This window comes from Xylophilus ampelinus, from assembly GCF_003217575.1.
Classification (GTDB): Bacteria; Pseudomonadota; Gammaproteobacteria; order Burkholderiales; family Burkholderiaceae_C; genus Xylophilus; species Xylophilus ampelinus.
In genome coordinates, this window is the sequence record NZ_QJTC01000003.1 from 70,268 (window position 1) to 85,669 (window position 15,402).

General features: G+C 69.8%; 13 protein-coding genes. 9 read left to right on the plus strand and 4 right to left on the minus strand.

From position 1 onward, the window contains the following. Window positions 1-3 precede the first annotated feature (3 nt). Entirely contained in the window at window positions 4-1,779 is a 1,776-nt protein-coding gene (locus tag DFQ15_RS03270; RefSeq protein ID WP_233504248.1) for a tetratricopeptide repeat protein, read from the minus strand. 168 nt (window positions 1,780-1,947) lie between these two features. Between DFQ15_RS03270 and mutM the strand changes: the two genes are divergently transcribed. From mutM to mutY, 3 genes are read left to right on the plus strand one after another with little or no spacing between them, the layout of a single operon-like run. Further along, on the plus strand, window positions 1,948-2,763 hold the full coding sequence (gene mutM / locus DFQ15_RS03275) for a bifunctional DNA-formamidopyrimidine glycosylase/DNA-(apurinic or apyrimidinic site) lyase (protein WP_110464598.1): 816 nt from the start codon (window positions 1,948-1,950) through the stop codon (window positions 2,761-2,763). A gap of 52 nt (window positions 2,764-2,815) precedes the next feature. Then, on the plus strand, window positions 2,816-4,771 hold the full coding sequence (locus DFQ15_RS03280) for a dynamin family protein (protein WP_146228636.1): 1,956 nt from the start codon (window positions 2,816-2,818) through the stop codon (window positions 4,769-4,771). Further along, the gene (gene mutY, locus DFQ15_RS03285; RefSeq protein ID WP_110464600.1) at window positions 4,768-5,823 is read left to right on the plus strand and encodes an A/G-specific adenine glycosylase; all 1,056 of its coding nucleotides are present in this window, start codon (window positions 4,768-4,770) and stop codon (window positions 5,821-5,823) included. Before DFQ15_RS03280 ends, mutY begins: the two co-directional genes overlap by 4 nt. A 41-nt stretch (window positions 5,824-5,864) precedes the next feature. On the opposite strand, the gene rapZ is transcribed toward mutY, so the two are convergent. The 3 genes from rapZ to DFQ15_RS03300 all read right to left on the minus strand — a co-directional run bounded on the left by rapZ (window position 5,865) and on the right by DFQ15_RS03300 (window position 9,393). Next, on the minus strand, window positions 5,865-6,725 hold the full coding sequence (gene rapZ / locus DFQ15_RS03290) for an RNase adapter RapZ (protein WP_110464749.1): 861 nt from the start codon (window positions 6,723-6,725) through the stop codon (window positions 5,865-5,867). 77 nt (window positions 6,726-6,802) lie between these two features. Then, the gene (gene recN / locus DFQ15_RS03295) at window positions 6,803-8,497 is read right to left on the minus strand and encodes a DNA repair protein RecN (protein ID WP_110464601.1); all 1,695 of its coding nucleotides are present in this window, start codon (window positions 8,495-8,497) and stop codon (window positions 6,803-6,805) included. A gap of 2 nt (window positions 8,498-8,499) precedes the next feature. Continuing rightward, the gene (locus tag DFQ15_RS03300; protein ID WP_110464602.1) at window positions 8,500-9,393 is read right to left on the minus strand and encodes an NAD kinase; all 894 of its coding nucleotides are present in this window, start codon (window positions 9,391-9,393) and stop codon (window positions 8,500-8,502) included. A gap of 106 nt (window positions 9,394-9,499) precedes the next feature. Between DFQ15_RS03300 and hrcA the strand changes: the two genes are divergently transcribed. From hrcA to DFQ15_RS03330, 6 genes are all read left to right on the plus strand, one after another. Then, window positions 9,500-10,504 (plus strand): heat-inducible transcriptional repressor HrcA, encoded by a 1,005-nt coding sequence (gene hrcA, locus DFQ15_RS03305; protein WP_110464603.1) that lies wholly within the window; start codon window positions 9,500-9,502, stop codon window positions 10,502-10,504. 59 nt (window positions 10,505-10,563) lie between these two features. Then, complete coding sequence (locus DFQ15_RS03310; protein WP_110464604.1) at window positions 10,564-11,319, plus strand: 16S rRNA pseudouridine(516) synthase; 756 nt, start codon at window positions 10,564-10,566, stop codon at window positions 11,317-11,319. Window positions 11,320-11,586: 267 nt separating this feature from the next. Beyond that, window positions 11,587-12,501 (plus strand): YncE family protein, encoded by a 915-nt coding sequence (locus DFQ15_RS03315; RefSeq protein ID WP_233504258.1) that lies wholly within the window; start codon window positions 11,587-11,589, stop codon window positions 12,499-12,501. Then, window positions 12,488-13,330: a polysaccharide deacetylase family protein gene (locus DFQ15_RS03320; RefSeq protein WP_110464605.1), complete on the plus strand. Its 843-nt coding sequence runs from the start codon at window positions 12,488-12,490 to the stop codon at window positions 13,328-13,330. The genes DFQ15_RS03315 and DFQ15_RS03320 overlap by 14 nt, the downstream gene beginning before the upstream one ends. A 53-nt stretch (window positions 13,331-13,383) precedes the next feature. Then, complete coding sequence (locus DFQ15_RS03325) at window positions 13,384-14,412, plus strand: sterol desaturase family protein (RefSeq protein ID WP_110464606.1); 1,029 nt, start codon at window positions 13,384-13,386, stop codon at window positions 14,410-14,412. Window positions 14,413-14,497: 85 nt separating this feature from the next. After that, window positions 14,498-15,391 (plus strand): EI24 domain-containing protein, encoded by an 894-nt coding sequence (locus DFQ15_RS03330; protein ID WP_110464607.1) that lies wholly within the window; start codon window positions 14,498-14,500, stop codon window positions 15,389-15,391. Window positions 15,392-15,402 lie beyond the last annotated feature (11 nt).

Here is a 15,402-nt window from a genome sequence, read left to right on the forward strand (position 1 = left end):
GGGTCACGGCCTGGCGCGCAGGCGCTTGAGCGTCTGCGTCAGCGTGGGGTTGTCGGCGTTGAGCAGCAGGCCTTCGTTCCAGATCGCGTTGGCCTGCTCGCGCTGGCCCAGGCTCCAGAGCACTTCGCCCAGGTGGGCGGCGATCTCGGGGTCGGGCTTGGTCTTGTAGGCGCCCTGCAGCAGCCGTGCCGCTTCTTCCTTGTTGCCCACCCGGAATTCGACCCAGCCCAGGCTGTCGGTGATGAACGGGTCGTCGGGCACGAACGCCAGCGCCTTCTTGATCAGGTCGCGGGCTTCGGGCAGCCGCACGTTGCGCTCGGCGAGCGAATAGCCGAGCGCGTTGTAGGCGTGGTGGTAATCGGGCTGCTTCTGTATCAGCTGGCGCAGCAGCCGCTCCATCTCGTCGAACTGGCCGAGTTTCTCGGCGGTCATGGCCAGGTCGTAGAGCAGGTCGGCATCGTCGGGTGCGGCGGCGCTGGCCTCCTGCAGCAACTTGTAGGCCTCGTCTTCGCGCTTGAAGTCGCGCAGCAGCTGCACCTCGGCCATCAGCTTGCCGCGCTTGTCGGCGACCGAGCGCTCGGGCACCGCGCGGATCAGGGCGCGGCCCTCTTCCAGGCGCCCTTGCCGCGCCAGCAGAGACGCCTTACGCGATTGCACGCCCAGCAGGGCCTGCGGACTGTCGATCTTGTCGAGCCATGCGGCCGCGGCTTTCAGGTCGCCTCGCTTCTCGGCGATCTGCGCCATCACCAAATAGGCCTGCGCCAGGGAGCGCGCCTGGTCCTCGTCCGGCCGGGTGGGGGAGGTGCGGGACGCGACCAGGTCCAGGAAGGTCTTGATCGACTGCTCGGCCGCTGCGTACTGGCCGTCCTGGGCTTCCTGCGCGCCGCGCAGCAGCCAGCCTTCGGCGAAGTCGGCGTTCTCGACCGTGAGGGTCTGCAACTCGCGGGTGGCTTCGGCGTTGCGCTGCGCATCCGCCAGCGCGCGGGCATAGCCCAGCCGGATTTCGGGCTGCACCTTGCCGCTGGCGAGGTAGCGCTTGACGATCGGCTCGGCCAGCGGCTGCTTCGGGTCCATCAGCTCCAGCGCCAGGATCGCGGAGCCTTCGCCGGCGGGGTCGAGCACCTGGGCACGGCTGGCGGCGTCCAGCGTGCCGGCGGTGTCGCCGATCGCCAGCCGCATCCGGCCCACGGTGATCCAGGCGGAGGCGCCGTCTTCCGGACGCGCCGGTTTTGCCAGGTCGTCGGCCAGCACCCGTTCGACCACGGTGAGGGCGGCCCGCTTGTCGCCTACACGCGCGTAGAGCGGCGGAATGGCGGTGTAGGCCAGTGCGCGGGTGCGTGGCTCGGTCAAAGCCAGTTCGCGCGCCAGCGGAACGGCGGTTTCGCCGACACGGTTGAGGGCGACCAGGATCTGCAGCACGTAGCGGTTGGCTTCGCGCGAGGTGGGAAACGCCTCCTGCCAGGCCCGCGCGGCCATCAGCGCCGCGTCGCCCGAGCGGGCGCGCAGGGCCACGTCGGCCGCCCGGCGGTACAGGTCGGGGTCGTTGGCCTTGCGGGCGGCATCGAGCAGCAGGGCGAAGCCGGCGCTGCGGTCGCCGTCGGCCGAGTTGATCTCGCCCAGCAGCACCTCGTAGAACAGCTCGGCGTTGAGCATCGAGACATCCGCCGCATCGCTGTCGGGCGAGGGCTCTATCTTTTCCGCCTGGGTGGGGGGGACGGTGGGCTGCGGTTGTGCATGCAGGACCGGGGCTGCGGCGAAGGCCGCTAGCGCAGCGGCCAAGGCCGTTACGAGGCGTAGGGGATTCATCGACCCATAATAATTCAAGCCTTTGCGCCCGCACCGCGACGCTGCTCGGCGGTTTACCGGTCTTTACCGCAACCCGGCAGTTCACGGCGACTGCCTTCAACGTGCCGCTGCGCTGTCTTACGTCTTGCGCCTCACAAAACCATGCCCGAGTTACCCGAAGTCGAAGTCACGCGTTTGAGCTTTGCCGACCGTATCGCCGGCGGCCGGATTCTGGAGGCGCGGATCGGCAAGCCGTTGCGCTGGGCCCTGGGGCTGGACCCGGCCGTCCTGCAGGGGCGCGAGGTGGTCCGGGTGCGCCGTCGCGGCAAATATCTGCTGGTCGAACTCGATGCCGGCTTGCTGCTGCTGCACCTGGGCATGTCGGGCAGCCTGTCGTTCGCAGACACGCTGCCGCCGCGCGGGGTGCACGATCATTTCGAACTGGAAACGACTCGCGGCACCCTGCGGCTTCACGATCCGCGGCGTTTCGGCGCGGTGGTTTTCGCCGACGGCGAGCACGATCCGGTGGCGCACAAGCTGCTCGGGCGCCTGGGCATGGAGCCTCTGGGCGAAGGGTTCGACCCGGCGCACTTCTACCTGGGCCTGAAGCGCCGGCAATCGCCGATCAAGCAGGTGCTGCTGGCGGGCGAGCTGGTGGTGGGGGTGGGCAACATCTACGCGTCGGAGGTGCTTTTCCAGGCGGGCATCCGGCCGACGATGCCCGCCGCGCGCATCACCCGGCCACGGTCGCTGCGGCTCTGGACGGCGGTGCGGCAGGTGCTGGCCCGGGCGGTGGAGACGGGCGGCAGCACGCTGCGCGATTTCTCGAACGCCGACGGCCGGGCGGGGCATTTCCAGGTCGAGGCGATGGTGTACGCCCGGGAGGGCCTGCCGTGCCGCGTGTGCGGCACGCCGATCCGCAGCATCCGCCAGGGGCAGCGCTCGACATTTTTCTGTCCCGTCTGCCAAAAGCCCTGAGCCGGGCGGCGATGCTATATTGACCCGAAGAACCCCCCTCCCACGAAGCGCCTTGAACCCCTCCTCTTTAAAACAATTCGACCGGCACGGTGCGTGGCGGTCGGAGACGGCCCGCAAGCTGCGCGAGATGTCGTCCTGGCTCGTCTCGCACGAACTCGCCGACAAGGCCCTGTCGGGTCGGCTGGAACACATCGCCGCCGGGCTGGGCAGCGACCGGGTCGTGGTCGCCTTCGTCGCCGAATTCTCCCGCGGCAAGTCGGAGCTGATCAACGCGATCTTCTTCGCCCAGCACGGGCGCCGCATCGTGCCGGCCAGCGCCGGCCGTACCACCATGTGCCCCACCGAACTCGCCTACGACGCTGGCGAGGCCTGCTCGGTGCGGCTGCTGCCGATCGAGACGCGGCGCGAAGCCCGTGCGCTGGCCGACTGGCGTGCCACGCCCGAGGCCTGGACGCGGTTCCCGCTCGACCTGGGCAACCCGGCCCAGATGGCGCAGACGCTTGAGACGTTGTCGCAGGTGCGGCGGGTGTCGCCGGGCATGGCGCGGGACCTGGGTTTCTGGAACGACGACACGCCCGACGACAACCCGATGGTCGGCAGCGACGGCATGGTCGAGGTGCCGATGTGGCGCCACGCGCTGGTCAACATCGACCATCCGCTGCTGCGCCAGGGGCTGGTAGTGCTGGACACCCCGGGCCTGAACGCGGTCGGGGCGGAGCCGGAACTTACGGTCAACCTGCTGTCCGAGGCGCACGCTACCGTGTTCCTGTTGGCGGCCGATGCGGGCGTGACCCGCTCCGACCTGAGCCTGTGGCGCGAGCACCTGGCGCCGGCGGCAGGGCAGTCCGAGGTGCGGTCGCGGGTGGTGGTGCTCAACAAGATCGACGTGCTGTGGGACGGCATGCTCACCCCGCAGCAGATCCAGGCGCAGACCGACCGGCAGCGCACCGCCTCGGCCGCGTTGCTGGGCGTGCCGGTGGGTCGGGTGATCCCGGTATCGGCCCAGAAGGGTTTGCTGGCGCGGATCAACCACGACGCCGCGATGCTGCAGGCCAGCGGCCTGCCGATATTGGAGGATGTGCTGATCCACGGCATCGTCGACCGGCGCCACGCGATCCTGCGCGGCGCGGTGGCGGCGGCGGTGGTCCGTATGCGCTCGGACGCGGCCCGCACGCTCACCATGCGCCGCCGCGAGATCGACGACCAGATGCTGGAGCTGCGCAGCCTGCGCGGCAAGAACGCCAACGTGATCGCCGGCATGCGCACCCGGGTGGAGCAGGAGCAGCAGGAGTTCGACGCCAGCGACAAGCGGGTGCAGGCCCTGCGCATGGTGCACCGCCGGATGCGGCAGGAGGCGGTCGCGCTGCTGCGCGGCAAGACCCCGGCGCCCGAATTCGTCGCACTGCTGGCGGGCCTGGGTTCGGGCGTGATGAAGCTCAATGCCAAACGCGACTATCAGCAGGCGTTCGCGCAGATCGCGGAGCGGGTATCGCAGGCCCAGCGCATGGCGCTGGAGATCCACGCGATGCTGGAGGCGAGCTTCCGCCAGCTCAATGCCGAACACGGTTTCTCGCTGCAGGTGCCACCGCCGCCGGCGCTCGGCCCGCACGAACGCGAGCTGGCGGTGATCGGCGAGACGCACCTGCACTACGTCGGCGTCGGCAATGCGCTGCGCTTGGCACAGCCGGATTTCGCCGGGCGCCTGGTGCGCGCCCTGGCCAGCCGGGTGCAGGTGGTGCTGGACGACGCCGCGACCGAGCTGGAAGGCTGGAGCCGCGCCGCCGCCGCGCCGGTCGATTCGCAGCTGAAAGAGCGTCGCCAGGGCTTCGTGCGGCGCATCGAGGCGATCGACCGGATCCAGCATGCCGCATCGGGATTGGGCGAGCGGATGGCCGAGCTGGAGCAGCAGGTCGAGGATCTCGCCACGCTCGAAGCGTCGGTCGCGGCCTGGGCGCAGCATTTCGAGCCGCCCGTGGTCCACAGCCTGCCCGCGACGTCGGTGGCATGAGCGCCACGCGCCCGAGCATCGCCGTCCGCGTGACGGAGTGGCAGGCCACGCACGGCCGCCATGCGTTGCCCTGGCAGAACACCCGCGATCCGTACCGGGTGTGGTTGTCCGAGATCATGCTGCAGCAGACCCAGGTCGCGACCGTGCTGGATTACTTTCCCCGCTTCCTGGCGCGCCTGCCGAACGTGCAGGCCCTGGCCGCGGCGCCGGCCGACGAGGTGTTGGGACTGTGGAGCGGCCTGGGCTACTACAGCCGCGCCCGCAACCTGCACCGGTGCGCGCAGCAGGTGGTGGAGCGCTTCCGCGGCGACTTCCCTCGCAGCGCGGCGCTGCTGCAAACCCTGCCGGGCATCGGCCGGTCGACCGCGGCGGCGATCGCGTCGTTCTGTTTCGGCGAGCGGGTGGCGATCCTGGATGCCAACGTCAAGCGGGTGCTGACCCGGGTGCTGGGCTTTTCCGCCGATCTGGCGCGCCCGGCCAACGAGCGGCTGTTGTGGGGCCGGGTGACCGAACTGCTGCCTCAGGGGTCGCAGGCAGCGCTAGACGTCGACATGCCGCGCTACACCCAGGGCCTGATGGACCTGGGCGCCACCCTCTGCATGCCGCGCAAGCCCCTGTGCCTGCTGTGCCCGCTGCGGCAGGTTTGCGTGGCGCATGCCGAAGGCCGGGAGGAGGCCTACCCGGTGCGCACCCGCATGCTCAAGCGCGGCAGCGAATCCTGGTGGCTGTTGCTGGCGCGCGATGGCGCCGGACGGGTTTGGCTGGAACGCCGGCCCGACACCGGCATCTGGGCCGGGCTGCATTGCCTGCCGGTGTTCGCGCATCGGGACGGCGCAGACACGGTGCTGCGGGAAGCAGGCGCCGCAGAGCCGCACGAGCTGCCGGTTTTCCTGCATGTCCTGACGCACAAGGATCTGCATCTCCACCCGGTGGGAGCGGTGTTGCCGCCAGGCCGGGAGCCGCAGTCCGCGGGACGCTGGGCCACGCACGAAGAGTGGACGGCGCTGGGTTTGCCCGCGCCGGTGCGCAAGCTGCTCGACAGCATCGGCTGACCCCGCGCCACACCACCGTTGCCGTGGGTTCGGCCTGCCGGTCAGTTCTGCCCGTCCAGCTCCCGGTGACGCTTCAATGTTACCCAGCGGCCGGCGAACGACGCGGCCAGGCGCTCCACCAGATAGACGGACCGGTGCTGCCCGCCGGTGCAGCCGATGCCCACCGTCACGTAGCTGCGGTGGTCCTGGGCCAGCGTACCGAGCCAGCGGGCCAGGAACTGGCCGATGTCGTCGAACATGCGCTCGACCGCCGGCTCTTGCTCCAGGAAATCCGCGACCGGCGCGTCCCGGCCGGTGAGCGGCCGCAGGGCCGGCTCGTAGTGCGGATTGGGCAGCATCCGCACGTCGAAGACGAAGTCGGCATCGACCGGGATGCCGCGCTTGAAGGCGAAGGACTGGAACACGAGCAGCAGCGGGGTGGCAGGCGCCGCGATCAGCGATTTCACATAGCCCTGCAGCTGCGACGCCCGCATCAGGCTCGAATCGAGCACATGCGCTTCCTCGCGAAGATCGGCCAGCAGTTCGCGCTCGAGTTCGATCGCCTGGGTGAGGGCGCGCTGCCGGTCGGGCATGTTGTCGCTCGACAGCGGATGGCGCCGGCGCGTTTCCGAATAGCGGCGCACCAGCGTGTCGGTCTGCGCGTCGAGGAACAGCATTTGCAGTCGGATGCCCTGCGCCCGCAGCACCGCAAGCTGCTGCGGCAGGAGCGGCAACGATGCGGCACTGCGCACATCCATCGCGATGCCGACGCGGGCGGCGCCATGCCGCTGCTCCAACGCGACGAAGGACAGCAGCAGGTCGGGCGGCAGATTGTCGACGCAGTAGTAGCCCGCATCTTCCAGCGCGTGCAGCGCCACCGACTTGCCCGAGCCCGACATGCCGGTGATCAGCACGATGTCCATCGCGGCGGGAATGTCGGCGGTGACGCCGCCGACGGGGCCGCCGGGCGCATCCGGCCGGTCGTCGGGCAAGGGTTCGCTCACGCCGGCTCCCGCGCCGGCGTGGCCGGTGTGGCGGGCGGCATGTCGCGGCGTTCGAGCATTTCGCGTGCGTGGGCCATGCTGGTGACGGACTGGCGTTCGCCGCCCAGCATGCGCGAGACCTCGGCCACCCGGGCCTCGCCCTCGACCACGGCGACCGAGCTGCTGGTGGTGCCGTCGGCATCGCGCTGCTTGGCGACGACCAGGTGGTGATCGGCGCAAGAGGCGACCTGGGGCAGGTGGGTGACGGCCAGCACCTGGCGGTCGCGGCCCAGTTGCTGCATCAGCCGGCCGACCGTCTCGGCGACGGTGCCGCCGACGCCGGCATCCACCTCGTCGAAGATCAGGGTGTCGGCGCTGCCAAGCGCGCTGGTGGTCACGGCGATGGCCAGCGCCAGCCGCGACAGCTCGCCGCCCGACGCCACCTTGGCGACCGGCCGCGGCGTGCTGCCGGCATGGCCCGCCACCATGAAATGGACGTCCTCCAAGCCGTGGGCCGAGGCCTGTGCCGATTTCTGCAGCGCCACCTCGAAACGGCCGCCGTTCATGCCCAGGCCCTGCATCGCCTGCGTGATCTCGCGGGACAGCCGGGGTGCGGCGCGGGCCCGAGCCTTCGAGAGCGTGGCCGCCTCGGCCTGGAAGGCGGCCGCGGCGGTGCGCTCGGCCTTCTCCAGCGCGGCAAGATCCGCGGCAGCGTTGAGGCGGGCCAGCTCTTCGCGCCAGCCGGCCAGCAGCGCCGGCAGTTCCTCCGGCGGGCGGCGATAGCGGCGCGCCAGCGACATCCAGAGACCCATGCGCTCGTCGAGCGAGGCCAACTGCTGCGGATCGGGATCGGTCTTGCGCAGGTAGGCGTGCAGCGAATGGGCGGCGTCTTCGGCTTGCGCCAGGGCGGACGACAGCACGCCGCACAGCTCCGCGAACTCGGGCTCCAGGTGCTGCTGGTCCTGCAGCAGCGCCAGCGAGCGGGAGAGCGATTCGGTGGCGCCGCGCTCGTCCTCTTCCAATGCGGTCAGCGCGCCCTGCGCGCCGTCGATCAGGGCCTGGGCATGCGACAGGCGGGTGTGCTGCCCGTTGAGTTCGTCCCATTCGTCGGCCGCGGGCGCGAGTTTCTGCACCTCGCCGATCTGCCACGACAGGCGCTCGCGTTCGCGGTGCAGCGACTCCTGCGCGGTCCGGGCGTTTTCCAGTGCCTGGACCGCGCTGCGCCAGGTCTGCCAGAGGCCGGCGAGCGGCCGGGTGTCGGCGCCGGCGTAGGCGTCGAGCAGGCCGCGCACCGCATCGGGCCGGGTCAGGCTCTGCCAGGCGTGCTGGCCGTGGATGTCGAGCAGCTGTTCGCCCACCTCGCGCAGCTGGCCGGCGGTGGCCGGGCTGCCGTTGATCCAGGCGCGGCTCTTGCCCTGCGCGTCGATCGTGCGGCGCAGCAGCAGCGGGTCGTGCGGCTCGAAGCCGGCGGCGTCCAGCCAGGCCCCGAGCGCGGCGGGCGTGTCGAACTCGGTGCTGATCTCGGCCCGGGCGGCGCCTTCGCGTACCACCGACGCGTCGGCCCGGCTGCCGAGGGCCAGCTGCAGCGCATCGACCAGGATCGATTTGCCGGCGCCGGTTTCACCGGTGAGGGCGCTGAAGCCGCCCGACAGGTCCAGCTCCAGTGCCCGCACGATCACGAAATCGCGCAGCGAAATCCGTTTCAGGGCCATGCCTAACCGTTCCCCTCGTTCCAGTGCAGCTTGTTGCGCAGGGTGTCGAAGTAGTTCCAGCCGATCGGGTGCAGGAAGCGCACCTGGTCCTCCGAGCGGCGCACCACCACCCGGTCGCCGTGCAGCAGCGAGGCGAGCGACTGCATGTCGAAGTTGGCGCTGGCGTCGCGGCCGGCCACCAGTTCGATCACGATCTCGGCCCTGTCGGCCAGCACCAACGGCCGGTTCGACAGCGTGTGCGGCGCGATCGGCACCAGCACCCAGCCGGCGATCGACGGGTGCAGCACCGGGCCGCCGGCCGAGAGCGCGTAGGCGGTCGAGCCGGTGGGCGAGGCGATGATCAGGCCGTCGGCCCGGTGGCTGGCGACGAAATGCCCGTCGATCTCCACCCGCAGCTCGACCATGCCGGAGGTGGCGCCGCGGTTGACGACCACGTCGTTCATCGCCAGCGCATCGAAGACGCAGTGGCCGTCGCGCATCACCTGGGCATGGATCAGGCCGCGGCAGTCTTCCTCGAAATCCCCGGCGAGCATCGCAGGCAGGGACGCGGCGTAGTCGTCGAGGCGGATGTCGGTGATGAAGCCCAGGCGGCCCTGGTTGATGCCGATCACCGGGATGCCGTAGCGGGCGAGCTGCCGGGCGATGCCCAGCATGGTGCCGTCGCCGCCCACCACCAGGCCCAGGTCGCAGTGCGCGCCGATGCAGTCGGCCGGGTAGGCGGGGTAGGGCAGGCCGGTGCCGGTGGCGGTGTCCTGCTCCAGCACGATCTCGCAGCCCTGCCGGTCGAGAAAGGCGGCCACGCCGGCCATCGCCTCGCGCGCGGTGTCGACCGCGGCGCCGGTCAGGGGCACATGGTATTTGCCGATCAGGGCCACACGGCGGAAGCGCGAATTCATTCGCAAATTACATCACAGGAACCTCGCGCGGCCTGTATGTTTCTCCAGCGTCGGGCACAGGGTCGCGGAGCCTTCCCGGGGCGACGCGGGCCCTTAGAATGCGCCGATGCTCGATGACCGCGCCAAGTTGTTGCTCCGAGCGCTGGTAGAGCGCTACATCGCAGACGGCCTGCCGGTGGGTTCCCGCACCCTGTCGCGGGCCACCGGCATCGAACTCTCGCCCGCCACGGTGCGCAACGTGATGTCCGACCTGGAAGCGCTGGGCCTGATCGTCAGCCCCCACACCTCGGCCGGGCGCATCCCCACCGCACGCGGCTACCGCCTCTTCGTCGACACGATGCTCACCGCCGAGCGCAGCCCGCTCGACACCCCCGCGCTGATGCCCGACCAGCCGCAAAAGGTGATCGCCAACGCGGCCCACATCCTGTCGAACCTGTCGCAGTTCGTGGGCGTGGTGATGGCGCCGCGCCGCACCTCGGTGTTCCGGCACATCGAATTCCTGCGGCTTTCTGAGCGTCGCGTCCTCGTCATCATCGTCTCGCCTGAAGGCGATGTGCAGAACCGGGTGATCTTCACCGAGACCGACTTCACCCAGATCCAGCTGGTCGAGGCCTCCAACTTCCTCAACGCGCACTACGCCGGCCTGGCGATCGAGCAGGTGCGGGAGCGCCTGAAGACCGAGGTGCAGCGGCTGCAGGGCGAGATCGCCTCGCTGATGCAGGCGGCGGTCAGCGCCAGCTCCGACGCGCTGGCCCAGTCGCAGGACGAGGTGGTGATCTCGGGCGAGCGCAACCTGCTGGCCGTGACCGACTTCTCCAGCGACATGGGCCAGCTGCGCAGGGCTTTCGAGCTGTTCGAGCAGAAGACCCAGCTGATGCGCCTGCTGGAGGTCTCCAGCCAGGCGGCGGGCGTGCGGATATACATCGGCGGCGAGAGCCAGGTGGTGCCGATCGAGGAACTGTCGGTGGTCAGTGCGCCCTACAAGGTCGACGGCCAGATCGTCGGCACCCTGGGCGTCATCGGCCCGACGCGCATGCCCTACGACCGGATGATCCAGATCGTGGACATCACCTCGCGCATGGTCAGCAACGCACTCAGTCACCAGAAATAGCGACGGGCGCCGTCGCTCCGTGCGGCGGGCCGGCGCCGTCCTTGTCTTTCTTCTTTTCCATGCAGCTCCAAGACGTTCTTTTCAGCCAGGGCTTCGGTACCCGCCGCGTCTGCGCGGGCCTGGTCCAGCAGGGCCTGGTGCAGGTCGCGGCTGCGGGCAGTGCCGACTTCGCGGCATGCATCGACTCGACCGCGCATTTCGAGATGCAGGGCCTGCGGCTGCGGGTGCAGGGCACCGAATGGCAGGTGCACGAGAAGGCCTATCTGATGCTGCACAAGCCCGCCGGCACCGAGTGCTCGCAGAAGCCCTCGACCTACCCGAGCATCTACACGCTGCTGCCGTCGCCGCTGCGGTTACGCCCCACCAAGAGCGCGGTGCAGGGCGTACAGGCGGTCGGCCGGCTCGACCAGGACACTACAGGGCTGCTGCTGCTGTCGGACGACGGGCAGTTCATCCACCGCATGAGCTCGCCGAAGAAGCACCTGCCGAAGGTCTACGAGGTGACGGCCTGCCATCCCCTGCACCGGAGCCAGGTCGACCGGCTGCTGGCCGGCGTGGTGCTCGACGACGATCCCCGACCGGTCAAGGCCGCCGCCTGCGAGATCGTCGGCGAGCCGGGTGTCTCGCGCCACCTGCGCCTGACGCTGACCGAGGGCAAGTACCATCAGGTCAAGCGGATGATGGCCGCGGTGAGCAACCGCGTGGAAAGCCTGCACCGTTCGCGGATCGGCGGGCTGGAGCTGCCGGCCGATCTGGCGCCGGGCACCTGGCGCTGGCTGGGACCGGACGATATGGCGCTGCTGATCCCCCGCTGAGCGCGACCGCGGGGGCCGGCGGGGCTTGCGAGTCCGTTACCTTTTCAGGGACATTCGCCGAATGCCGCCCCGCTACACTTGCCGGTCAAGCGGAAGGTGGTTGGACTGATGTTTTGTGTTCGTATTCTGGCGCGCGCAGCGGTTGCGGCGGCGCTTTCGGCAGGCCTCTTGCCTTCCCTCGTGCAGGCCCAGCAGCCGAAGCCTGCACCGGTCCAGGTACCGGCAGCCCGCGCAACGGCTGCTGCCGCCGCGCCGACGTCAGGCGACATGGTGCTGCGGCACCCGGTCTTCGTGCTCAATTCGCTCGACGCCGACGTCAGCGTGATCGACCCGACCACCTGGACCGAGACGCAGCGCATTCCCACCGGCAAGGAGCCGCACCACCTCTACCTCACGCCCGACGAGAAGTCGCTGATCGTCGCCAATGCGCTGAGCGATTCGCTGACCTTCCTCGATCCGCGCACGGCCGAGGTCCAGCGCACGATCCGCGGCATCGTCGATCCGTACCAGCTGCAGTTCTCGCCCGACATGAAGTGGTTCGTGACCGCCGCCAACCGGCTGAACCATGTCGACATCTACCGCTGGGACGGTCGCGAGCCGGTGCTGGTCAAGCGCGTCTCCACCCCCAAGACACCGAGCCACTTGTGGATCGACAGCAAGAGCACGACCGTCTATTCGTCGATGCAGGACAGCGACGAGCTGGTCGCGATCGACATGGCGACGCAGGCGATCAAGTGGCGCACCCGCACCGGAGCGATGCCGGCGGACGTCTTCGTCACGCCCGACGACCGCACCCTGCTGCTGGGACTGACCGGCAGCGACGGTGTCGAGATCTTCGACGTGAGCGGGGCCGAACCACGCCGCACCGGCCAGATCGACACCGGCAAGGGTGCCCATGCGTTCCGCTCCGCCGGCGACGGCCGCCATGTGTACGTGAGCAACCGGGTGGCCAACACGATCAGCAAGATCGACTACCTCGCTCTGAAGACGGTGGCCAGCTATCCGGCACCGGGCGGCCCCGACTGCATGGATGTGTCGTCCGACGGCCGCTACCTGCTGGTCACCTCGCGCTGGGCCAAGAAGCTCACCGTCATCGACACCCATTCGCGCCAGGTGGTCCGGCAGGTGGTCGTGGGTCGCTCGCCGCACGGCGTGTGGACGCTGGACCATGCGCGCCGCTGATCTGGTCAGGCGCCATGCTACTAAATTAGTAGCTATAGGCCTATGTGCAACGCCTGCAAGCGCCACTTTCGGCGCCCAGAAAACGGCTGCGGCGCCTGTTTGCGAAAGGCCGGTCTACCTGACCTTCGACACCGGCCACATGGCGGTGGCCCCCCTGATCGCCGACGTGCTACGGCGCCACCAGGTGAAGGTGACTTTCTTCGCCGCCAACGAGCGTACCCAGGAAGGCGACGGCAGCCTGGGCGACCACTGGGCACCCTGGTGGAAGGCGCGCGCCGCCGAAGGCCACGCCTTCGCCTCGCACACCTACGACCATGCCTACTGGCGGGCCGACCTGCCGCCGACGGCGGGCGAGGCCGGCGCCCGCTTCCGCATCCGTCCTTCGGCCGGCCCGCAGGAAGGGCGCGACCTGACGATGGACGCCGCCGCGTACTGCGCCGAGATCAAGCGCTCCGAGACCCGCCTGCAGCAGATCACCGGCCAGGCGCCGCTGCCGCTGTTCCGCGCGCCGGGCGGCAAGACCTCGCCGGCCCTGCTGGCAGCTGCGCGGGGCTGCGGCTTCGCCCATGTAGGCTGGGCGCCGGCCGGTTTCCTGGGCGACGAACTGCCGAGCGACCGCTATCCCAACCAGGCCCTGCTGGCCAAGGCGCTGCGGGACATCCGCCCCGGCGACATCCTGCTGGCCCACCTGGGCATCTGGTCGCGCAAGGACGCCTGGGCGCCGGGCGTGCTGGAGCCGCTGATCACCGGCCTGCAGCAGAGGGGCTACTGCTTCGCGACGCTGCGCGACCATCCCGACTACCGCCAGTGGATCGCCCAGCACCGCTGAGCGGCCGCGGCCCGAACCCGGCGCCGTGCGCCACCGAGTAGAACCACCGAACCATGGACGCGATCACCGATCTTTTTTCCCTGGCCCAGCAATGGCTCTTCGAGGCCGCGGTGCAGCCGCTGCTCTTCTCCCTGCACATGGGCAACCTGCTGGAGGACGCTTACGACGCCACCGGCTGGCTGCTGGTCGGGCTGATGCAGCTGCTGGTGATGGTGGCGGTGATCGGCCCGCTGCAGCGCTGGCGCCCGGCCGAGCCGGTGCGCGACCGGGCGGCGATCCGGGTCGACATCCTCTACACCCTGATCCACCGGCTGGGCGTCTTTAGGGTGGCGCTGTTCTTCATGGCCGATCCGCTGTTCGACGAACTGTTCGGCCTGCTACGGGTGCAGGGCTGGAGTACCTTCCATGTCGACGAGGTATGGCCCGGCGTGACCGATCTGCCGCTGGCCAGCCTCGTGATCTACCTGGTGATATTCGACTTCCTGGAGTACTGGATCCACCGCGGCCAGCACCAGCTCAACTGGTGGTGGAATCTGCATGCGCTGCACCATTCGCAGCGGCAGATGACCATGTGGAGCGACAACCGCAACCACCTGCTGGATTCGCTGTTGCACGACTGCATCGTGGTGGTGGTGGCCCAGTTGATCGGCATCGCGCCGGGGCAGTTCATCGCGGTGGTGGCGATCATGCAACTGAGCGAGAACCTGCAGCACGCCAACCTGCGCGTCTGGTTCGGCAGCCTGGGCGAGCGGTTGTGGGTCAGCCCGCGCTTCCACCGCCGGCACCACAGCATCGGCGTCGGCCACGAATGGCCCGACGGCGTGCGGAACACCGCCGTGGAGGGCGGCCATGCCGGCGAGAGCGTGCCGAGCGTCGGTCCGCGCCTGGGCGGCTGCAACTTCGGCGTGCTGCTGCCGTGGTGGGACATGCTGTTCCGCACCTCGGACTTCGTGGTGCGCTACGACCCGACCGGCATCCGCGACCAGGTCGAGCCCGACGCGCAAGGCAAGGTGCGCGACTACGGCCACGGGTTCTGGTCGCAGCAGTGGCAGGGGCTGAAGCGGCTGGTGGGCCGCGCCTGACCTGCGCGCCGCCGTCGTGCCGGCCGGACGGCGGTCGCGCCACGCGCCGATACGGCGCGGCGGATCTGCCCGCTATGCTTGCGGGATGGCCCTGATCTTCGACTCCTTCTGGCGCGCCCTGGCGTACTGCTTTTATCCGCGGGTGATCGCGATGTCGCTGCTGCCGCTGGCGCTGATCGTCGCGGCCGTCGGCGGTCTGGGCTACCTGTACTGGGCGCCGGCCGTGGCCTGGACGCTGGACTGGCTGAGCACCGCCGACTGGCTGCAGGGCTTCTGGAGCTGGATGCAGGGCCTGCAGATGGGCGGCATGCAGTCGGCCCTGGCACCGGTGCTGGTGGTCCTGGTGGCAGTGCCGGTCATCGTGGTGGTGTCGATGCTGGTCGTCGCGCTGGTCATGACGCCGGCGCTGACCGGGCTGGTCGCCCGGCGGCGCTTTCCGGTGCTGGAGCGGCGCCATGGTGCTTCGTTGCTGCAGAGCGTCATTTGGTCGGCAGGCGCCAGCGCCATCGCGCTGGTGGCGCTGGTGCTGTCGGTTCCGCTGTGGCTCGTGCCTCCCCTGGTGCTGCTGATCCCGCCGCTGATCTGGGGCTGGCTCACCTACCGGGTGATGGCCTTCGACGCGCTGGCCACGCATGCCAGCACCTCCGAGCGCAGGACGCTGCTGCGGCGCCACGGCGGGCGGATGCTGATCATGGGCATCGTCTGCGGATACCTCGGCACTGCGCCAGGCCTGGTGTGGGCCGCCGGGGCCCTGTTCTTCGCCGCTTTCTTCCCGGTGCTGCTGTTGGTGGCGGTGTGGATCTACACGCTGATCTTCGCCTTCTCGTCGCTCTGGTTCCTGCACTTCGGCCTGTCGGCGCTGGAAGCGTTGCGGGCCGAGGCGGCGCCTTCGCCGGGTGCCGGCACGGACGGCCGCCAGGCGCTAGCATTGTCGGATGAGCCAGCCGACCATCCCCTACCTCATCGCACCCTCTCCTGACGCGTCGGCCC